Source organism: Sporosarcina sp. P2 (assembly GCF_002743255.1).
Classification (GTDB): domain Bacteria; phylum Bacillota; class Bacilli; order Bacillales_A; family Planococcaceae; genus Sporosarcina.
Window position 1 is genome coordinate 166551 of record NZ_PDYY01000005.1, and the last position, 22147, is coordinate 188697.

21 protein-coding genes are annotated in these 22147 nt (G+C 40.7%); all 21 read left to right on the forward strand.

Annotation, left to right across the window (positions count from 1 at the left end; all coding sequences use genetic code 11):
* Positions 1-2 precede the first annotated feature (2 nt).
* The 21 genes from ymfI (at position 3) to CSV67_RS07615 (ending at position 22133) form a co-directional block, all read left to right on the forward strand.
* Positions 3-731, forward strand: coding sequence for an elongation factor P 5-aminopentanone reductase (ymfI, locus tag CSV67_RS07515; RefSeq protein ID WP_099630971.1), 729 nt, complete (start codon positions 3-5; stop codon positions 729-731).
* 132 nt (positions 732-863) lie between these two features.
* Complete coding sequence (locus tag CSV67_RS07520) at positions 864-1658, forward strand: DUF3388 domain-containing protein (RefSeq protein ID WP_099630972.1); 795 nt, start codon at positions 864-866, stop codon at positions 1656-1658.
* Between the two features lie 27 nt (positions 1659-1685).
* A complete protein-coding gene (locus tag CSV67_RS07525; protein WP_158232899.1) occupies positions 1686-2495 on the forward strand; it encodes a helix-turn-helix domain-containing protein in 810 nt (269 codons plus the stop codon).
* 74 nt (positions 2496-2569) lie between these two features.
* Positions 2570-3148, forward strand: coding sequence for a CDP-diacylglycerol--glycerol-3-phosphate 3-phosphatidyltransferase (gene pgsA, locus CSV67_RS07530; protein ID WP_099630974.1), 579 nt, complete (start codon positions 2570-2572; stop codon positions 3146-3148).
* A 16-nt stretch (positions 3149-3164) separates the two neighbouring features.
* A complete protein-coding gene (locus tag CSV67_RS07535; protein ID WP_099630975.1) occupies positions 3165-4421 on the forward strand; it encodes a competence/damage-inducible protein A in 1257 nt (418 codons plus the stop codon).
* Positions 4422-4587: 166 nt separating this feature from the next.
* Entirely contained in the window at positions 4588-5649 is a 1062-nt protein-coding gene (gene recA, locus CSV67_RS07540) for a recombinase RecA (protein ID WP_085133293.1), read from the forward strand.
* A 552-nt stretch (positions 5650-6201) separates the two neighbouring features.
* Positions 6202-7761, forward strand: a complete 1560-nt coding sequence (gene rny, locus CSV67_RS07545) for a ribonuclease Y (RefSeq protein WP_099630976.1) — start codon at positions 6202-6204, stop codon at positions 7759-7761.
* Positions 7762-7828: 67 nt separating this feature from the next.
* A complete protein-coding gene (locus CSV67_RS07550) occupies positions 7829-8626 on the forward strand; it encodes a TIGR00282 family metallophosphoesterase (RefSeq protein ID WP_099630977.1) in 798 nt (265 codons plus the stop codon).
* A gap of 92 nt (positions 8627-8718) precedes the next feature.
* Positions 8719-8988 carry a stage V sporulation protein S gene (locus CSV67_RS07555; protein ID WP_099630978.1) on the forward strand — a complete coding sequence of 90 codons (270 nt, stop codon included), beginning with the start codon at positions 8719-8721 and terminating at the stop codon, positions 8986-8988.
* A gap of 150 nt (positions 8989-9138) precedes the next feature.
* Positions 9139-10686, forward strand: a complete 1548-nt coding sequence (gene miaB / locus CSV67_RS07560) for a tRNA (N6-isopentenyl adenosine(37)-C2)-methylthiotransferase MiaB (protein ID WP_099630979.1) — start codon at positions 9139-9141, stop codon at positions 10684-10686.
* Positions 10686-11120, forward strand: coding sequence for a YlbF/YmcA family competence regulator (locus CSV67_RS07565; protein ID WP_029053137.1), 435 nt, complete (start codon positions 10686-10688; stop codon positions 11118-11120). Before miaB ends, CSV67_RS07565 begins: the two co-directional genes overlap by 1 nt.
* A 117-nt stretch (positions 11121-11237) precedes the next feature.
* A complete protein-coding gene (gene cotE / locus CSV67_RS07570) occupies positions 11238-11798 on the forward strand; it encodes an outer spore coat protein CotE (RefSeq protein WP_255397300.1) in 561 nt (186 codons plus the stop codon).
* A gap of 116 nt (positions 11799-11914) precedes the next feature.
* The gene (locus CSV67_RS07575; protein WP_099630982.1) at positions 11915-12187 is read left to right on the forward strand and encodes a hypothetical protein; all 273 of its coding nucleotides are present in this window, start codon (positions 11915-11917) and stop codon (positions 12185-12187) included.
* Entirely contained in the window at positions 12184-12414 is a 231-nt protein-coding gene (locus CSV67_RS17115; protein ID WP_369803160.1) for a hypothetical protein, read from the forward strand. The genes CSV67_RS07575 and CSV67_RS17115 overlap by 4 nt, the downstream gene beginning before the upstream one ends.
* Positions 12415-12610: 196 nt before the next feature.
* On the forward strand, positions 12611-15178 hold the full coding sequence (mutS, locus tag CSV67_RS07585; protein ID WP_099630984.1) for a DNA mismatch repair protein MutS: 2568 nt from the start codon (positions 12611-12613) through the stop codon (positions 15176-15178).
* A gap of 5 nt (positions 15179-15183) precedes the next feature.
* Entirely contained in the window at positions 15184-17007 is a 1824-nt protein-coding gene (gene mutL, locus CSV67_RS07590) for a DNA mismatch repair endonuclease MutL (RefSeq protein ID WP_099630985.1), read from the forward strand.
* A 27-nt stretch (positions 17008-17034) separates the two neighbouring features.
* A complete protein-coding gene (locus CSV67_RS07595; protein WP_099630986.1) occupies positions 17035-18675 on the forward strand; it encodes a glycerol-3-phosphate dehydrogenase/oxidase in 1641 nt (546 codons plus the stop codon).
* Positions 18672-19598: an alpha/beta hydrolase gene (locus CSV67_RS07600; RefSeq protein WP_099630987.1), complete on the forward strand. Its 927-nt coding sequence runs from the start codon at positions 18672-18674 to the stop codon at positions 19596-19598. Before CSV67_RS07595 ends, CSV67_RS07600 begins: the two co-directional genes overlap by 4 nt.
* On the forward strand, positions 19582-20514 hold the full coding sequence (miaA, locus tag CSV67_RS07605) for a tRNA (adenosine(37)-N6)-dimethylallyltransferase MiaA (protein WP_099630988.1): 933 nt from the start codon (positions 19582-19584) through the stop codon (positions 20512-20514). The genes CSV67_RS07600 and miaA overlap by 17 nt, the downstream gene beginning before the upstream one ends.
* A 40-nt stretch (positions 20515-20554) precedes the next feature.
* Positions 20555-20779, forward strand: coding sequence for an RNA chaperone Hfq (hfq, locus tag CSV67_RS07610; RefSeq protein WP_099630989.1), 225 nt, complete (start codon positions 20555-20557; stop codon positions 20777-20779).
* Positions 20780-20873: 94 nt separating this feature from the next.
* Positions 20874-22133, forward strand: coding sequence for a methionine gamma-lyase family protein (locus tag CSV67_RS07615; protein WP_099630990.1), 1260 nt, complete (start codon positions 20874-20876; stop codon positions 22131-22133).
* Positions 22134-22147 lie beyond the last annotated feature (14 nt).

Below are 22147 nucleotides of genomic sequence, written 5' to 3' on the forward strand. Positions count from 1 at the left end.
GTATGACGCGTTTCGCACTCGTTTTAGGGGCTTCCGGAGGAATTGGGGAAGTGATCTGCAAACAACTAGCAAAAGCGGGCTGGTCTTTGTATATGCACTATAATGCAAATGAAAACCAGCTCGATCTATTGCGTTATGAGTTAGAAGAGAATTATCCCAACCAGCAATTCCGTAGTGTGCAAGCTGATTTTAGAGTAGAATTAGCGGCAGAGAAATTGGCGGGTAGCATTCAAAGCGTTCAAGCAATTGTTGTAGCCAACGGTCAGGCAGTTGTCAAACTGTTATCGGAGACAAGCGAACTGGAAATGTCGGAATTATGGCAAGTCCATGTGCAGAATCCGGCTCGTTTAATCGCACTGTTATCTGAAAAACTGCGCAAGCAAGATGTCTCCTATATTGTATTCATCGGATCGATATGGGGTAGTACAGGCGCAGCAGGTGAAGTAATGTATTCTGCAGTTAAAGGTGCCCAGCATGCCTTTGTCAAAGCATATGCAAAGGAATCCGCCTTTTCTGGCATACGGGTAAATGCAATTGCCCCAGGTTGGATCGACACCCGCATGAATCAAGAGTTTTCCGCGGAGGAACGTCAGATGGTGCTTGAACAAATTCCGCTTTTGTCAGTGGGGACACCGCAGGAAATAGCGAATATGGTCGAATTTATGTTGAGTGGCAAAGCAGATTATATGACAGGTGAAATAATTCAAATCAATGGTGGTTGGTATATGTAAAGCCTTTGGAGAAGGACAATGCCTGTTGTCCTTTTCTTTTTTTCTTTTATTCACTTTGGCTATCCGCTATTATAGAACTAAGTGCATACTTGTGCATTCTGGAAAAAGTATTTTTATGAAGGAGTGTGTTGAATGGGACAATGGTATGTCGAATATGAGTTGCAAGTCAATCGGCCTGGATTACTAGGAGATATTGCTTCCTTACTTGGTATGTTGCGTGTAGATATTGTGACGATTAATGGGGTAGATGGCAGATACCGTGGTATGCTCGTTCACACCGATCATGACCAGCAGATTAAACGTTTTGAGCTGATCGCTTCTACTATGGATGCGATTGTCATCCATAAGATCAGAGAACCTAAATTGCGTGATGTATTGGCTGTTCGGCATGGACATTATATTCAGCGCGGTACCGATGACCGGAGAACGTATCAGTTTATAAGAAGTGAGCTTGGAATCTTAGTGGACTTTTTAGCAGAGATCTTCAAACAAGATGGTCATAAACTAATCGGTGTCCGTGGAATGCCGCGCGTAGGAAAAACAGAATCCGTAGTAGCGGCGAGTGTTTGTGCCAATAAAAAATGGGTATTTTTATCTTCTACGATGATTAAACAAACAATTAGGACGAGTATGATGGGGGATGAATTCTCGGACGATAACATCTTCATACTTGATGGGATCGTGACACGAAAAACTTCCGACGAACGTCATATGCAATTAGTGCGTGAAATTATGGGCTTGCCGACAATTAAAGTGGTTGAGCATCCGGATATGTTTGTGAAACAATCCGAATATACAATTGAAGATTTTGATATTATCATAGAGTTGCGGACAACAGTAGACCAAGAAATTACTTATGAGATTTTAGAGAAAAATGATCCGCTATCCAACCGTAACCCTATGGGTGGCTTTAATATGTTTAATTGATTGAAATGAGTTAGGTGGGTGTTGAATTTGATCGGAATAGGTGCTCGCTTAAAAGAAGCGAGGATTTTAAAAGGATTGACTCTAGAAGATCTGCAAGACAGTACGAAAATCCAACAACGTTATCTGTCAGCAATTGAAAATGAGGATTTTCAAATTATTCCGGGTGCTTTTTACGTACGTGTTTTTATTAAAGAGTATGCGGAAGCGGTTGACTTGGATGCGGATGAAATTCTGAGTCTTTATCAGGATGAGTATGAACCAGCAGTGCAAGAAAAACAGGAAAAAGTTGTGCCGGCGACTATGCAACGTAGTGCGGTTTCAAAGCAGAGTGACCAATTAAAAGAAGCAATGCCAAAAATACTTGTAGCACTATTAATTATTATGATTTTTGTAATTGTTTATACTTTACTAAGAGACAAGGCAACAGATCCGGAGATAGGTAATGAATCAACAGAGCCCGGTTCTTCGGTAATAGCTGATCCACAAGGGGATTCAGGTGAAGTTGGGCAATCTAAGCAACCATTTGAACACGCTTCTACTATAGGTGAAACGTCTACATTCAAATTATCAGACTCCGAAAATATCACAGTCGTTATCAAGACTACGGGGAGATCTTGGATTTCAGTAACGGATCAAGATGGCAACGAACGAATGCCGAAACCAAGTGGTGCCCGAGTAGTACAAGAAGGCGAAACAATCGAAATACAAGCGAACGATGCGGAAAGTTTGAGAATCCGAGTTGGTAATTACGAAAACGCGGAACTGACTGTTAATGGACAACGTGTAGATTACCCAACAGACCTTGTACCACAAAACATTGTGTTAAAAAAACCATAATAAAATAGTCATCTAAAAAGGTGGCTATTTTATTCTTTATAAATAGATTTTACCGTTAGAAAGGCGGACAAGTAATGAATTTACCAAATAAAATTACACTCTCTAGAGTATTTATGATCCCTGTCTTCATCCTGTTTCTTACAGTGGATTTTGGATGGGGAATGATTCGGCTAGGTGGAGTAGAAATGCCTGTTGAACATTTGGTGGGCGCGATTATCTTCATCATAGCTTCTACAACTGACTGGCTAGATGGATACTTAGCAAGGAAAAACAACTTAGTAACAAATATGGGAAAATTTTTGGATCCGTTAGCAGATAAGCTACTAGTCTCGGCTGCTTTTATTTTATTAGTGGAGATGGGGGCGGCTCCTGCATGGATAGTCATCGTTATCATTAGTAGAGAATTTGCGGTTACAGGATTACGTTTGATTTTAGCGGGTGGTGGGGAAGTAGTAGCAGCGAACCAGTTAGGTAAAATTAAAACAGTTACGCAACTACTAGCGATATCATTTCTTTTATTGCATAATATTTTCTTCGAAGTTATTGGTATTCCATTCGGAAACATCATGTTGTACATCGCATTAGTATTTACAGTATGGTCAGGTGTCGATTACTTTGTTAAAAATCGTAAAATTTTAGTGGAGTCAATGTGAGGAGTGGAGTGTATTCATGAAAGCAGAAATTATTGCGGTAGGATCTGAACTTCTTCTGGGACAAATCACGAATACCAACGCTAGGTTCATATCGGCTAAATTAGCTGAAGCTGGAATAGATGTATATTGCCACACGGTTGTAGGGGATAATCCTAAACGCTTGTCACAAGCCATTCAGTTAGCTCAGCAACGTGCAGACATCCTGATCTTTAGTGGCGGTCTCGGGCCGACAAAGGATGACTTAACAAAGCAAACTATTGCAAGTGAATTGGGTTGTACGCTTATATCTGATGACGATGCGATGAAAACGATCGAAGATTATTTTACCCGTGTGGGAAAAGTGATGACTGAAAATAATAAACAGCAAGCTCTTGTTTTAAAAGGTTCTACAGTATTGCCAAATCGAAATGGTATGGCACCAGGTATAGCGATAGGCAAAGACGGTAAGCAGTATATTTTGCTACCGGGGCCACCTCACGAAATGGAGCCCATGTTTGAACAAGAGGCGATTCCATACTTACTTGGTGTATACGGTAAACAAGATGTAATCTCTTCAAAGGTATTGAAGTTGCAAGGAATTGGCGAGTCGGAATTGGAAGTCCGTATCCAGTCTATTCTTGAGAAGCAGACCAATCCAACAATTGCACCACTTGCTTCACCGGGTATGGTTAACCTACGTATTACCGCAAAAGCCAAAACAGAAGAAGAAGCGCAGAAATTGATAGCACCTGTGGAACAGGAAATCCGTTCTATTGTAGGGGAGTTTATCTATGGTGTGGATGATGATACACTGGCTTCCAAAACGACTGAATTATTGCTTCAAAATGACTGGACTATCTCTGCGGCAGAAAGCCTCACAACCGGAATGTTTATGGCGGAGCTTGGTTCAGAAGCGGGAATAGGCAATGCACTTAAAGGTGGCCTTGTGGTGTATAATAAAGAGATGAAGATTGAGCAATTGGGTATTCTACCATCATTACTTGATTACCATGGCATTGTCAGTGCAGAGTGTGCGGAATCGATGGCTGAAAGCGTTAGAGAGAGATTCACAACAACATTTGGAGTGAGTCTGACTGGCGCTGCAGGCCCTGAACCACATGATGGTCAACCAGCCGGTACAGTTTGGATTGGCATTGCAGCAGAAGGTGTGAAGACAACATCCTATAGACTTCAGCTGTCAGGTTCCCGTAATGTAAATCGTAAACGTTCTGTTCAATTTGCTTTACATTATCTCATTCAGACAATCAAAGAGAAAAAAGAACTGAAGTATTGAATTTTGCTATTGAATTAGCTAGCAAAAATTCATTCTTCCTAGCTTTTTACGCTTTTTTTTCAATTTCTATAACCAATTTATCGAATGCCCGTTCGTTTAATTCTTGTGTATTCTGTCGGGAAAAGGTATAATAAGAGTAGAAAAAGAGTTTGAGGAGGAATTGTAATTGAGCAATCGTAAAGCGGCATTAGATATGGCATTAAAACAAATAGAGAAACAATTCGGTAAAGGTTCTGTCATGAAAATGGGAGAAAAAACAGATCTTCAAATTGATACATCATCATCAGGTTCATTAGCTTTGGATGCAGCGCTAGGAATAGGCGGATATCCACGTGGACGAGTAATTGAAATATATGGACCGGAAAGTTCCGGTAAAACAACCGTTTCATTGCATGCAATTGCAGAAGTGCAAGCAAGCGGTGGTACTGCGGCATTTATTGATGCAGAACACGCACTAGATCCTGTCTATGCACAAAAGCTAGGTGTCAATATTGACGAGTTGCTATTATCACAGCCGGATACAGGTGAGCAAGCATTGGAAATTGCGGAGGCACTTGTTCGTTCAGGTGCTGTAGATATCGTGGTAGTGGACTCGGTAGCAGCACTTGTACCAAAAGCTGAAATCGAAGGCGAGATGGGTGACGCGCACGTTGGTTTGCAAGCTCGTTTGATGTCTCAAGCATTGCGTAAACTTTCTGGTGCTATTAATAAGTCAAATACTATTGCGGTCTTCATTAACCAGATTCGTGAAAAAGTAGGCGTCATGTTTGGTAATCCGGAAGTAACGCCAGGTGGACGAGCATTGAAGTTCTATGCGTCTGTTCGTCTGGAAGTACGTAGAGGTGAGGCGATCAAGCAAGCCAACGATATTATGGGGAATAAAACAAGGATTCGCGTCGTCAAAAACAAAGTAGCTCCACCTTTCCGTACAGCGGAAGTAGACATCATGTATGGTGAAGGGATTTCAAAAGAAGGTGAAATTCTAGATTTGGGATCTGAATTGGAAGTAGTCCAAAAGAGTGGTGCTTGGTATTCTTATGAAGGCGAGCGCTTAGGTCAAGGTCGTGAAAACGCAAAACAATTCTTGAAGGAAAACTTGAAAATGCGTGATGAAATTGCGTCCAAGATTCGTGAATCATACGGTTTGAATGCAACAAACTATGTGATTGCAGCCCATGATGAAGAAGACGAGCTTGATGATTTACTTACACTTTCAGAAGAGAAGTAAGTCGTATATGTTAGCAAAGCCGCCAATTTATTGGCGGTTTTTTTATAAAAATTATTCTTGTCGACCTGTTTAGATCATGAGCTTGGGAATGACATACTTTTTGCCTTTATGGAACTAAAATATTTTTTGAATGAATAAGTGAAATATAAAGTGGAAAGACTCTTGCAAACAAAACAAAAAGCATCTATAGGAATGAATTTTCCTTCATCATTCCTTGACACAATAAAAATACAACTATACAATTAAAGTGGCGTATTATATACGTCCTATATTTAACAAACCAATCAATTGTTTTTGGCGGTATGTTGATTTTAACTTAATTCAGCAAAATGAAAAGATAAGTAAAAAGTAGTGACATCAATAGAAAATTAGTCCCGAAACAGCAGGTTTTCTACTACCCGTTGGATTAAGTTAAGCCTTAGGCGTTTTCACAGATCATCGGGACATTACCGGGAAGCTTCGGTAACTAGTAAAGTGAATGTATTCGCCGTGGCAAAATTGATTATACGAGCCGACTGAAAAGAAAAGAATAAGCAGGAGGAGGTGACCTCAATGGGTATTGAAATACTCATCTCCGTTTTGCTAAGTCTCATCGTCGGTGCAGTTGTTAGCTTTTTTATATTGAAAAATGTGAATGATTCAAAAGTAACTGGTGCCAAACATACTGCCAACCAACTCGTCGAAGAGGCGAAGCGTGAAGCGGAGTCAGTAAAGAAAGAGGCACTGTTAGAAGCGAAAGATGAAACTCACGAACTGCGGATTGAAGCAGAAACAGAAGTCCGTGAGAGAAGGACGGAATTACAGAAACAGGAAAACCGTCTCTTACAGCGTGAAGAAAACCTTGATCGCAAGGATGATGCGCTCAATAAAAGAGAAGCAGGTCTAGAGCGCAAAGAAGATGCGCTATTAGAAAGACAACAGCATATTGAAGAGATGGAACGCAAAGCGGAACAACTCGTTACTACACAGAAGACCGAATTGGAAAGAATTTCTTCTTTAACAAAAGATGAGGCAAAGCGAATCATCTTGGAAGATGTAGAAGAAGAGCTTTCTACGGATATTGCTGTTATGACAAAAGAATCTGAGCAACGGGCTAAAGAGGAATCTGAGCGTAAAGCACGTGAAATTCTATCACTGGCATTGCAACGATTTGCGGCAGATCATGTGGCAGAAACTACAGTTTCCGTTGTTAATTTGCCGAATGATGAGATGAAAGGTCGCATCATTGGTCGTGAAGGACGAAATATTCGTACACTTGAGACGCTAACAGGCATTGATTTGATTATTGACGATACGCCAGAAGCCGTTATTCTGTCTGGTTTTGATCCAGTTCGAAGAGAAACGGCAAGATTGGCCTTGGAGAAATTGGTTCAGGATGGACGAATTCATCCTGCACGTATCGAAGAAATGGTCGACAAATCCAGAAGAGAAGTGGACGAGTTAATCCGGGAAAAAGGAGAACAAACTACATTTGATGTAGGTGTCCACAACTTGCATCCAGATATGATTAAAATTCTTGGTCGTTTGCACTTCCGTACGAGTTACGGACAGAACGTCTTGAAACACTCTATTGAAGTAGCCTATTTAACAGGTTTACTGGCAGCAGAGCTTGGCGAAGACGTAACACTTGCTAGACGTGCTGGTTTACTACATGATATCGGTAAAGCGATTGACCATGAAGTGGAAGGCAGTCACGTGCAGATCGGTAAAGAGTTGGCAGTGAAATATAAGGAACATCCAGTTGTTATTAACAGTATAGCTTCCCATCACGGTGATGAAGAGGCTACCTCTGTTATTGCAGTGCTTGTAGCTGCGGCAGATGCATTATCTGCAGCAAGACCAGGTGCTCGCAGTGAAACATTGGAAAACTATATTAAACGTCTGCAAAAGCTCGAAGAAATTTCGGAATCATACGAAGGTGTGGAGAAATCATTTGCCATTCAGGCTGGACGGGAAGTACGAATCATTGTTCGTCCTGAACAGATTGATGATATTACCGCACATCGCTTAGCGCGTGATATACGAAAACAAATCGAGGAAGAATTAAACTACCCAGGGCATATCAAAGTGACGGTCATACGGGAGACCCGCGCAGTAGAGTATGCAAAATAATACCTAACACAAAACAGCTTCCGATTCGTTTGGAAGCTGTTTTCATTTTGGAAAGAGGTTATTACAAATGAAAGTACTATTTATTGGAGATATTGTAGGATCTATGGGAAGAGAAATGGTAATGGATTATGTATCGCGTTTGAAGCGAAAATATCAAGCGGACGTAATTATTGCGAATGGTGAAAATGCAGCTTCAGGCAGAGGGATTACAAAATCCATTTATCATGATTTATTGCATTCGGGAGTAGATGTCATTACGATGGGAAACCATACATGGGATCAACGTGAAATTTATGATTTCATTGACGAAGTGGATTACTTGATTCGTCCTGCCAACTTCTCAGAACAAGCACCTGGTAAAGGCATGACGTCCATTACGAAAAATGGGGTTACACTATCCGTAATTAATTTACATGGTCGCACATTTTTACCGCCACATGATGACCCATTTGCTAAAGCAGATGAACTAGTAGAAGAAGCCTTGCAAACATCACCATTGGTTTTTGTAGACTTTCATGCAGAAGCAACAAGTGAAAAGATTGCAATGGGATGGCACTTGGACGGAAAAGTATCTGTCGTTGTGGGGACACATACACATGTCCAAACTGCAGACGAACGAATTTTGCCAGGGGGTACTGCATATTTAACAGATGCAGGGATGACCGGCCCGTATGATGAAATTTTAGGAATGAAAAAAGAGGATGTATTGTACCGCTTCTATACCAACTTGCCAACCCGCTTTGAAGTACCGAAAAGTGGAAGACCACAGCTAAACGGCATGTTTGTGGAATTGGATGACAAAACCGGTAAAGCGCTCAAGATTGAAAGAATCCGAATTAACGAAGATCATCCGTTCAAAAACTAATTATCTAGGTGTCTAAATCCTCCTTGCCTATCATAGGATGTCGTATGGAATATACGCGTTCCATAGACATTGCAAAATAAGGAGGAAATATCGTGAGTCCCTTGAAAGTATCATCTCGCTCAAATCCGAACTCAGTAGCAGGAGCATTGGTTGCAGTTATCCGTGAACAAGGCTTTGCCGAGATCCAAGCGGTCGGTGCTGGTGCATTAAATCAAGCAGTAAAAGCAATTGCTATCGCAAGAGGATTCGTAGCACCAAGTGGAGGCGATCTAGTTTGCGCACCTGCCTTTACCGATATCGAAATCAACGGAGAAGCTAGAACAGCGCTCAAACTTTTCGTTGAAAAAAAGGAACGTAAGTAGAATACAAAAGACCACGAAACCATCTGTGGTCTTTTTTTCATGACAAACCAGCGACATTTTATCCGCTTTGCTGTCATATCATACAAAAGTTCAGTATAATAACATCAGGTATGCTTATTTCCCGATAAGTAATAGAAAGGGGCTTCTGCAATGAATGAAGAACAGCGCTTGCAAGCTGGACTCGTAACAAATGACAAATCGAAACGAGACATTATAGAAAAAGACTATAGCAAATATTTCGAGTCTGTGTATAGCGGGCCTTCTCTAAAAGACGCAAAAAAACGCGGGAAAGAAGAAGTGGAATATCACGATAACTTTCAAATAGATCAGCGCTTTAAAGGAATGGGACAAGGTCGTAAATTCTTTATTCGAACATTTGGTTGTCAAATGAACGAACATGATACGGAAGTAATAGCTGGTATTCTCATGGCATTAGGATATGATGCTACTGAAAATGTAAAAGAAGCTGATGTCATACTACTCAATACATGTGCAATCCGTGAAAATGCGGAAAACAAAGTGTTTGGAGAATTAGGGCATTATAAACCACTCAAACTGACAAACCCAGATTTACTAATCGGAGTATGTGGCTGCATGTCACAAGAAGAATCTGTTGTAAATAAAATCTTAAAAACGTATGATCAAGTGGATTTGATTTTCGGAACACATAACATCCATCGCTTGCCAAATATCTTACATGAAGCGTATATGTCTAAAGAGATGGTCATTGAAGTGTGGTCCAAAGAAGGCGACGTGATCGAGGATTTGCCAAAAGTCCGTCACGGTAAGATTAAAGCATGGGTGAATATCATGTATGGATGCGATAAGTTCTGTACGTACTGTATCGTGCCATATACGCGCGGTAAAGAGCGTAGCAGACGCCCAGCAGATATCATTCAAGAAGTTCGCCAATTAGCCGCACAAGGGTATAAAGAAGTTACCTTACTAGGGCAAAATGTAAATGCATACGGAAAAGATTTCGGTGATATTACGTATCGTCTAGGTGATCTGATGGATGAGTTACGGTTAATTGATATCCCAAGAATTCGCTTTACTACAAGTCATCCTCGCGACTTCGACGACCATTTGATTAAAGTCCTAGCAAAGGGTGGGAACTTGGTAGATCATATTCATTTGCCTGTACAATCGGGCTCATCTGAAATGCTGAAGATTATGGCTCGTAAATACACGCGGGAAAGTTATTTGGAACTGGTGGATAAAATTAGAACCGCAATACCTAATCTATCACTCACAACGGATATTATCGTAGGCTTCCCAAATGAAACAGAAGAACAATTTCAGGAAACGATGTCTCTGTATCGTGAAGTTGGTTTTGATATGGCGTTTACATATATTTATTCACCACGCGAAGGTACGCCAGCAGCTAAGATGCAAGATAATATACCAATGGAAGTGAAGAAGGAACGCCTGCAACGTCTTAACAAGCTAGTGAACGATATGTCTGCTGAAGCAATGAAGCCTTACGAAGGACAAATTGTTAAAGTGCTAGTTGAAGGGGAAAGTAAAAGAAATCCCGATGTACTTGCGGGCTATACAGAAAAAAGTAAACTAGTGAATTTTGTAGCGCCGCGTTCTGTAATTGGTGAAATTGTAGAAGTTCGTATTAAAGAAGCAAAATCTTGGTCACTCAATGGTGAATTCATTGGAGTAGTCCGACAAGAAAAGGTGATGGGATAATGGAGAAGAAGTTTACGAAAGACGAAATTATAGAAAAAGCACGCGATTTGGCACATATGTTGGCAAACACGGAAGAAGTAGAGTTTTATAAACGTGCAGAAGCGCAAATCAATGAAAACCAAAAAGTACGTGAAAAAATTGCTAGTATGAAATCTCTTCAAACCCAAGCAGTGAATTTCCAAAACTACGAAAAAGAACGAGCGTTAAAAGCGATTGAAAAGAAAATCGAACAAGTTCAAGGTGAAATTGATGCGATTCCATTGGTACAAGAATTTAAACAGTCACAAGATGAAGTGAATAACTTGCTTCAATTGGTTTCGAATACGATTGCAAACAGCGTGACGGATGAGATTATCGAGTCTACTGGCGGCGATCTATTACGTGGAGAAACAGGATCATACGTAGAGAATACTCAAAAAAAATCACTTTCTTAAATAAAAAATCGGTTAAGGATAAAATTCCTTGCCGATTTTTTTCAATTTCTGGGCAGCTGTTGCATAGGATGGATAGAAGCCAAAGAAGGAGGAAGAAAACTGAAAAACTTACGACAAATTGTAACGAAAGCTGTTATTGCCAAAGGGAAGCATCGATCGGAAACAACTGAGCTGCTGAAGCCACCTAATCGTCCTTCCAGCATATTGGGTTGCTGGGTGATCAATCACACGCAACAAGCAAAGAAAGTCGGCTCGCATGTGGAAGTAACAGGTAGTTTTGATGTCAATGTTTGGTACTCACATCATGATCATTCCAAAACGTCCGTCTTTACTGAATCGATTCCTTATAAGGATAAAATCGCATTGCATTACCGCGATGAGCCGACATCTGCTAAAGAAGAAACGATTGTCACGGTATTACAGCATCCGAATTGTACAGAGGCAAGTATTTCTGAATGTGGTCAAAACTTCTCAATTTCCATTGAAAGAGAATTATTGGTTGAGATGATTGGTGAAACAAAAGTCTCTGTAACCATCCATCCTCATCCATATGATGAGGATTGGCCGATACTAGAATCAGAATCTTCGTCTATTGTGATGGAGGAAAAAAAGAATAATGAAGTGCCGAATAAAGAGAGACCACACCAACCGCCACAACGTAAAGATTCACCATTCTAAAAGCCGGGTATTCACCGGCTTTTTTTATTTGTTTTTTTACGTTGAGTAGAAGAATATGATGCAGGTCAAGTGAATTTTGTAACAATAAATGTAGTCTATAGATAGGAGGAGATCCTATGGTAAAGATAAAATGGCTTACACTTCTATCTGTCTTGATACTGCTGACAGGATGCGCGAAAGGAAATGAAATTCAAACTCTTACTGCTCCTTCACCCGAACAGACATTAATGGCGAATGAGCAAGGTCTGACATTCCTAATGGTAGAACATCAATACGAGGAAGGAACGCCGTTGTTCCGCACGATATTAAAGAATGACAGTCAAACCATTTATGAGTATGGTGAATACTATCAAATAGAAGTACGGAAAATGACAAATGGTACACTCTGACACATTCTGATTCCGTATTCTATGAAAATTCAAAATTTACTAATTTGGGTAAATTGCTTGCGCCAGGAGAAGAAATTCAACATTCTTTTTCTGTAGAAACTATTGGAGTGACACTCGTACCTGGTCAGTATCGCTTAGTGAAAATCTTTTTGAAACCTGTCGCTCCCTATTTTACAGTCACACTTGCTGTGCCATTTATAGTGACTTCTAAACACGAAACAGAATGATTGTGGAATATAGATATAGATAATCTTAAACTATCTCAGCTAATCAAAAGCTAGGATAGTTTTCATTAAAAGATATATTTTGTTGATGACCTATGTCTATTCTCCTTTTAAAATTACTTCAACCCCTTTTGATTCGTTAACTCCTAGGGTGTTTGGTATAATGTATAGAAAATGAGCGAGAAAAAGAGGGTTTACCATGTCTGAACATACACCAATGATGAAACAATATTTGAAAATTAAAGAACAACATACAGACGCATTTTTATTCTTCCGTTTAGGGGACTTCTATGAAATGTTTTTTGAGGATGCCGTCAACGCATCTGCATTATTAGAAATCACATTAACGAGTAGGGATTCTGGCGCAAAGGAACGTATACCTATGTGCGGCATACCTTACCACTCCGCAACAGGATATATTGAAACATTAATCCACAAGGGTCATAAAGTAGCGATATGTGAACAAATGGAAGATCCGCGCAACGTAAAGGGAATTGTGAAACGTGAAGTCGTGAAAGTGATTACACCTGGGACATTAACAGAAGGTAAAACAATTGATGTCGAAGCCAATCATTTTATCGGTGCCATCGATAGCTTGGGAAATCAATGTTATGCATTAGCTTACCTTGATGTTGGCACTGGAGAAGGAAAAGTAGAGTTGATTGAAGGAAGCGAGCGCACGTTACTAGCAGAAATAGAAGCCCTTAGCATGAAGGAAATTGTTGTGGATCAACAACTTCATGTGATGCTGGCGGAACTGTTTGAAAGCCGCGAAATCATGCTTTCAATAGAAGATACGGAGCATTCAGGATCCATTGCTCACGATACATATGAGCATCTGCCAGAAGAGTTGCAGGAAGTCTGCCGTAAGTTGCAATCATATCTACTCCGTATGCAAAAGATGGTTTTTGGTCATATTCGACCTTTCATCTATATAGAGAAAGATGCAAAGTTATCGATTGATGCGAACTCCATGCGGAATTTGGAACTCGTGCAAACTATTCGTTCGGGTAAAAAAGAAGGCACGTTGTTCTGGGTGCTTGATGAAACCGTTACTGCGATGGGTGCGAGGAAATTACGGATGTGGATTCACCAGCCTTTGGCGCAGCGCCAAGCGATTGAAGAACGTCTAGAAACGGTAAACAACTTACTGGATGAGTATTTCTTGCGTGAGGAATTACTGGAAGAATTGCAGGATGTATATGATGTAGAACGTCTTGCGGGAAGAATTTCCATGGGCAGTGCAAGTGCACGTGATCTTGCACAGTTACGAAACTCATTGTCACATATACCCAAACTAAAACAATTGCTTGAAGAATCAAAGCGACCGATGTTACAGCGATTTGCTGATCGAATGGATCCTTGCGCGGAAACATTCCAATTGTTGACGGATGCTATTGCAGTAAACCCACCGATATCCAGTAAAGAAGGTGGACTCATTCTAGACGGCTATCATGAAAAGCTGGACGAACTTCGTAATGCATCTCGTAACGGAAAGACATGGCTAGCGCAGCTGGAGCAAAAAGAGCGGCAGCTAACAGGAATTAAAACGTTGAAGATCGGTTATAATCGGATTTTTGGATATTATATTGAAATTACCAAGTCCAATATTCATTTAGCTGACTTATCACGCTATGAACGTAAGCAGACACTCGCAAATGCGGAGCGATATATAACAACGGAGCTAAAAGAAAAAGAAGAACTGATTCTAAATGCGGAAGCAGATAGCCAGACATTGGAACTTGACTTATTTCAGTCGATTCGTGACCAAGTGAAGGGCGATGTGCAAAGAATTCAACAACTAGCCTCTGTTATTAGTGAACTAGATGTTTTGCTGTCATTTGCTAAAGTATCCGAAAAGAATCAATATGTCCGACCAGAATTTCATACAGGAAAGGCTGTTGACATTCAAAATGGCCGACATCCAGTTGTTGAGAAAATGATGAGCCATTCATTATATACACCGAATTCTTGTACGCTAGCTGAAGATGAAAATATGTTACTCATTACCGGTCCGAATATGTCCGGTAAAAGTACGTATATGCGCCAAGTCGCTTTGACTGTAGTGATGGCTCAAATCGGTTGTTTCGTCCCTTGTGAAAAGGCTATACTGCCTATTACAGATCAAATCTTTACACGAATTGGGGCCGCAGATGATGTAGCGTCTGGACAGAGTACATTCATGATGGAAATGATGGAGTCTCAATATGCATTGGCCCATGCGTCGTCCCACAGCCTATTGTTGTTTGACGAGATTGGACGCGGAACGTCCACGTATGACGGGATGGCTCTCGCACAAGCGATGATGGAGTATATTCACGAAGAAATCGGTGCTAACACATTGTTTTCTACGCATTATCATGAACTGACACAACTAGAAAACGTTTTGGATCGGTTGTTGAATGTCCATGTCGCGGCGAAAGAGCAAAATGGTAAAGTCGTGTTTTTGCACAAAGTACTACCAGGTGCTGCTGATCGAAGCTACGGGATTCATGTAGCCGAACTTGCGGGTCTTCCTGCAGACGTGGTTGGACGTGCAAAAACCTTATTACAACGATTTGAGGAAGACAGCTCAACAAAAGGTGTATCTTCGGTTTCGGAGCAGTTGGCTTTGTTTGAGACTGATAGTGAACCGACATTTTCAGCGGAAACTCAAAAATTACTTAATGAAATTGAAGCAGTCGATTTGATGAATATGACACCTATGCAAACTATGCAAAAAATAATGGAGTGGAAAGAACGCTTGACAACAGAGAAGAAGGGGTGAAGCGGATGAATCAAATTCACATCATGGAAGACACACTGGCCAATAAAATTGCGGCGGGGGAAGTGGTGGAACGTCCTGCTTCTATCGTCAAGGAGTTAGTGGAGAATGCAATTGATGCGCAAAGTACCAAGATAGAAGTATCTCTTATTGAGGCAGGTTTAACTTCGATTCGTGTTACCGATAACGGCAAAGGGATGTCTGAAGAAGACGCGATCCGCTGTTTTGAAAGGCATGCTACCAGTAAAATATCTAATGAGCATGATCTATTTCGAATCCGTACACTAGGCTTCCGTGGAGAAGCATTAGCAAGTATCGCTGCAGTATCAAAAGTATCGTTATGGACCTCGGATGGTGTTGAAGGGGCTGTAGTGGAAATTGAAGGCGGTAAAGTTCTGAAATATGAACCAGGAGCATTACGAAAAGGTACAGACTTTCACATACAACATGTATTCTTTAATACACCGGCACGTTTGAAATATATGAAAACAATTCAGACGGAACTTGGACATACGATAGATTTATTAAATCGATTAGCACTAAGTCATCCAAATATATCCTTTACATTAACTCACGATCATCATGAAATTCTTGGAACATCAGGTTCAGGAGACTTATTACGGGTATTATCAGATATATATGGTGTTGCGGTTGCACGTAAAATGATACCGTTTCAAAAAGAAGATGCTGATTTCAAAGTGAAGGGTTTTATTACACTTCCTGAGATGACACGCGCATCAAAAAATTATATTTCACTTCTAATGAATGGCCGTTGGATTAAAAGCTATGCAGGGACTCAGGCAGCTATTGATGCAATGCATACGTACTTGCCGATTGGAAGGTTTCCGATTGCAGTCATTGATATTACAGCAGATCCCATTTTAACAGATGTCAATGTTCATCCTGCGAAGCGCCATATCCGTATCAGTAAAGAAGGCGAATTATTTTCTTTGATAAAGGAAGCCATCAAAGAGGCTATTCAAGGAGTCACTATTATTCCCGACGCAGTAAAAAAAGAACAGCCTATAAAAAGAGACTCAGAGCAGCAGACAATTTGGACGCCACCTTATCACCGGCCGGAAGTAACGATTCCGTTACATGAACATGAAACTCAGCCAACCATTACGCCTATGGAAGAACCTATTATAGAACAACCTTCACCTGTCTTCCCTGAAGCCGTTTTTGAGTCGCAGGAAGAATCAGTGCCCGAAGAGCCTGTCGTTGAGCAGAAACAGCAGGACATGAATCATTTTCCTTCCATTGTACCTGTAGGACAAGTTCATGGGACATATATAGTGGCACAAAATGAAGATGGATTTTATTTGATTGATCAGCATGCAGCGCAAGAGCGAATCAAATATGAATATTTTAAAGTGAAGCTTGGTCAGGTGGATGCGGGTGAACGTCAGCAATTACTTTTGCCACTTGTTTTTCACTACTCGGCTGATGAGCAAGTGAAGATCGAAGAGTGTAAGAGTGCACTAGAAGAAGTCGGGGTGTTTTTGGAAGCGTTCGGACCAGCGACATATACAGTGAAAGAGTATCCCTCATGGTTCCCTGAAGGACAAGCTACTTCGATTATAGAAGAAATGATTGAGCAAGTACTCGAGAAACGCAAAGTAGATGTCGAGAAATTGCGTGAAGAAAGTGCAATTATGATGAGTTGTAAAAAATCTATCAAAGCAAATTATTACTTAAGACAAGAAGACATGGAACGACTGCTCACTGATCTAGGGGCTTGTTATAATCCCTATACATGTCCACATGGTCGTCCGGTATTGATTCATTTTACAACGTATGAACTAGAGAAAATGTTTAAAAGAGTGATGTAACAGTGCGTATCAGAGAGGAGCGATTATATGTTTTCTACATTAGAAAGATCAAGCAGAATTCAGGACTTGAGAACCTTTTCATTCGATGTATTAGTTATCGGTGGAGGAATTACAGGTGCGGGTATCGCATTGGATGCGGCTGCTAGAGGATTTTCGGTTGCCCTAATTGATATGCAAGATTTTGCGGCGGGTACATCTAGCCGTTCAACAAAGCTGATACATGGTGGTTTACGTTATTTAAAACAACTAGAAGTGAAAATAGTAGCAGAAACGGGAAGGGAACGGGAAATCGTCTTTCGTAATTCTCGTAATATCACGAAGGCCAGACCGATGCTATTGCCGATCTATCAAAAAGGAACGTATGGCAAGTACTCTACTTCTGCTGGACTTCTCGTTTATGATTTACTAGCAGGTGTTAAGCCCACTGAACGACGTGAAATGCTAACGAAAGAAGAAACGGCCGAACTTGAACCATTACTGAAAAAGGAACAGTTAAAAGGTGGCGGGCATTATGTGGAGTATCAGACTGATGATGCGCGGTTGACAATTGAGGTACTAAAGAAAGCGGCAGAAAAAGGTGCGCTTTGCCTGAATTATATGAAGTGCGAACAATTCAACTTTGAGAAGGATCGTGTCGTGGGAGCGGTCTTAAGTGATCAACTAACCGGTGAACGATTCTCCGTAGCGGCTTCTATGGTGATCAACGCAGCGGGTCCATGGGTTGACGAGTTGCAGAAGAAAATCAACAGCAAGCAAACGAAACAATTGCATAGCACAAAAGGCGTCCATATCGTAGTAGATCAATCTATTTTCCCGTTACAGCAAGCAGTATATTTTGATAACTCAGATGGCCGGATGTTATTCGCCATTCCACGCGATAATAAAACGTATATTGGTACGACGGATACATTTTATACGGATGATAAACAGCATCCGATAGCGACAGAAGATGATATACGCTACATCATCGATGCGGTTCGCGAAACCTTTCCAAGTATTCATCTGCAACGTCAACATGTGGAATCTACATGGGCTGGAATCCGCCCATTGATTGCACAAGAAGGCAAGAATGCATCTGAAATATCACGAAGAGATGAATTGTGGGAAACAGTTCCTGGAATGCTGACGATTGCAGGAGGAAAGTTAACAGGCTACCGACAGATGGCGGAAGTCGTAGTGGATCGAATTGATGAACAGCTAGAAAAACCATCTATTAAGCGATGTGAAACAAAGAATATCACCGTTTCAGGAAGCGATTTCATAGACGATGAAGCTTTAAAGCAATTTATTGATCTGCAAGCTAAAAGAGCACCATTGTTCGGCTTAACTTCACAGCAAGGAGCGCGTCTTGCTTCATTTTATGGAAGAAATAGTGACCAAGTGTTCCAATTCGCTCATGCGATTTCAGCGGAAAAGAATAATTTGCCAATAAGTTTACGTGCAGAGATTTTATATAGTATTCATTGCGAAATGGTCACATCGCCAAGTGATTTCTTTATCCGTAGAAAAGGGGATTTATATTTCCAAATTGATGTGGTGGAATCATTGGCGACACAAGTAACAAACTACATGGCAAAGTTACTGCACTATACGGAAAGCGAGAAAACCATCTATGAAAATGATTTAAAAAATGCGGTTGCGGAAGCGAAAGGAAGTGCAAGTTCATGACAGATCAATGGATAGAAATGCGTGACGGCATTAAAGTGTATAGTATAAGTTATATACCTAAAACAAATCCGATTGGCCGTGTGCATATCATTCACGGACTGGCTGAACATAGCCGTCGCTATGAACGATTCGCACAGTACTTGCGATCACAAGGGTATGTCGTGACGTTACATGACCAGAGGGGTCACGGGAAGACAGCTGTAGAAAATGGCTATGTATACGGCTATCTCGGTGACTCTACTTCATTCGACCAATTGGTAGACGATGCGTTTGAAGTGAATCAATCCTATAAACAGCAATACCCCGGGCTTCCTGTAGTACTAATCGGACATAGTATGGGTTCGTTCGTTGCAAGACGTTATATACAGCTATACGGTTCAACGGTTAGTAAAGTGGTCTTATTGGGTACTGGGACCAATTCCGAACTCATGGCACATGCTGCGATTGCACTAGCTATGTACAGAGAAAATACATTACCTAAAGAGCAACCGGATGAGTTTTTAAATGGTTTGGTCTTTGGCAATTACTCCAAACAATTTCCTGATGAAGGGGAATTTGCATGGTTATCACGCAATGTAGAAAGTGTAACGGAATATCAAGCAGACGAAGCATGTGGATTCGTGCCTACAGCACAAATGTTTCGTGTATTGCTAGAAGGATTAAATTCTTTGGAAGCGCCCGAATTCTTATTGAACATTCCAGATGAACTGCCGATATTATTACTCTCAGGTACAGATGATTTAGTAGGAGACCGTGCGAAAGGTGTTTGGAAAGTAGCCAAACAATTTGATAAAGCGAATCAACAGCAAGTCACTGTCGTGCTCTATGAAGGCGGAAGACATGAAATGCTTCAGGAAACCAACTATAAACATGTGTATACGACTATCGTAGAATGGATGAAACGACATGAACCTACCCGTTGATGTACTAGCAGTCGTAGGACCGACTGCTTCAGGGAAGACAGCACTTAGCATAGCACTTGCAAATTCATTTAATGGGGAAATCATTAATGGAGATGCCATGCAAGTATACAAAGAATTAAATATCGGTACAGCAAAAATACATCGTTCTGAAATGCAAGGAATCCCGCACCATTTCTTTGATGTAAAAGAACCAACCGAATCGTTTTCTGTAGCGGAATATCAACAAGCAGTCAGACAATGGATAGCGGATATTCAATCTCGCGGAAAACTACCTATTATTGTCGGAGGTAGTGGAATGTATGTTCAGTCCGTTTTGTTTGATTATCGATTTACAGAACAAGCGGCTGATCCTGCAGTGCGAGTGCGCTTAGAACAGGAACTTGAATCAGAAGGCGCGGATGTATTACATGCACGACTTGCAGAATTAGATCCGAAAAGTTCGGAAAAAATACACCCAAATAATCATAGACGTCTAGTACGTGCGCTAGAAATCCTTGAAGTGACGGGTCAAACAAAACAAGATCATGAACAGCAGCAAGGAAATCAACCCATGTATCATTCCTTAATTATTGGATTAGATCTTCCGCGAGAATTACTGTATAAACGAATCGATCTGCGTGTGGAACAAATGGTTCAGGCCGGATTGTTCAATGAAGTAAAGCAACTCTGGAATAAAGGAATTCGTCAAACCCAATCAGTACAAGCGATAGGTTATAAAGAACTCATTTCCTACTTTAACGGACAATTGACAAAAGAGCAGGCAATAGAGGCGGTAATGAAAAACACACGTAATTACGCAAAGAGGCAGCTTACATACTTCCGTAATAAGTTGCCTGTCCAGTGGGTAGATGCTAATCAGTTAGAGGAAGAAATTTTTCAAACAACCTGTAAGATAATAAAGGATTTTGAGAAGTGAGTATGGAATAACTACATAACAGTGACAAGGAGGCAATTGAATGGCACAAGGAAATATGCAAGATACGTTTTTAAATACTTTACGGAAGAATAACACATTTGTTACGATTTTTTTATTAAATGGTTTTCAGTTGAAAGGTCTAATTAAGTCGTATGATAATTATACGGTTTTACTGGAAACTGAAGGTAAGCAACAACTTATTTATAAGCATGCGATTTCCACGTATTCTCCTGCAAAACCAGTAATTTTAAAAGATGAACTATAAACAGGCGCTTGCCTGTTTTTTTGTTGTCTTTCGTTTAGTATATGGACTCCATCTGCTAAAATAGGATATGACAAAATGAAATGAGGTACTACACATGCAAATTACTCCCATTAATGAAGAATTACTAACTAGATCACAAGAAGCGGAAGAACTAATCGCTCCGTATGTGAAGACGGTAGAAGAAATTGCGTTTTTTAACCAAAGAAAAGTCTTACAAGCATTCAAACAAAATCATGTAAGCGACTTTCATTTATCGGGCTCAACTGGGTATGGCTATGATGACAGCGGTCGTGATGTATTGGAAAAAGTATACTCAGATGTATTCGGTGCGGAAGACTGTCTCGTAAGAAATCAAATCATTTCCGGTACACATGCAATTACGATTAGCTTGTTTGGAATATTGCGCCCGGGTGATGAACTTCTATATATCACAGGTAAACCATACGATACGTTGGAGTCTATCGTTTCGGGAAATGGCAAAGACACAGGTTCACTAGAGGATTTTCAAATTTCTTATCGGCATATTGATTTGAAAGAAGATGGCTCAGTTGATTTTGAAAAAGCAAAAGAAATGATTTCATCGAAGACGAAAATCGTGGCGATTCAACGTTCTAAAGGCTATTCAAGCAATCCATCATTCAGAATCCATGAAATTGAAGCGATTATTAAGGAAATCCGTAACATGAAAGAGGACGTTGTAATCTTTGTAGATAATTGCTATGGAGAATTCGTGGAAATGAAAGAGCCTGTTGAGGTTGGAGCAGATCTTATGGCGGGCTCACTCATTAAAAATCCAGGTGGTGGACTTGCCAGAACAGGTGGTTATATAGCCGGTAAGAAAGACTTGGTTGAGAAGTGTGCATATCGTATGACATCTCCCGGTCTAGGGGCTGAAGCAGGAGCCTCTCTCGATACGTTACTGGAGATGTATCAAGGTTTCTTCTTGGCACCACACGTAGTCAGTCAGGCCGTTAAAGGTGCGCTATTCACATCCGCATTTTTAGGCAGCTTTGGTATGGACACGACTCCGCATTACAGTGAGCTTCGAACAGATTTAATTCAATCCGTGAATTTTAAGAACGCTAAACAAATGATTGCATTTTGCCAAATGATTCAGCAAAATTCACCAATCAATGCCCAATATGCACCGGAGCCTTCCTATATGCCTGGTTATGCTGATGACGTCATCATGGCCGCGGGAACGTTCATTCAAGGCTCTAGTATTGAATTGACAGCTGACGGTCCGATTAGGCCACCATATACGGCATATATTCAAGGAGGATTGACTTACGAGCATATAAAATCCGCAGTACTAGATTCTATGGAACAATTACTTGAAAAGAAATTGGTATAAAGAAAAAAGTGTAT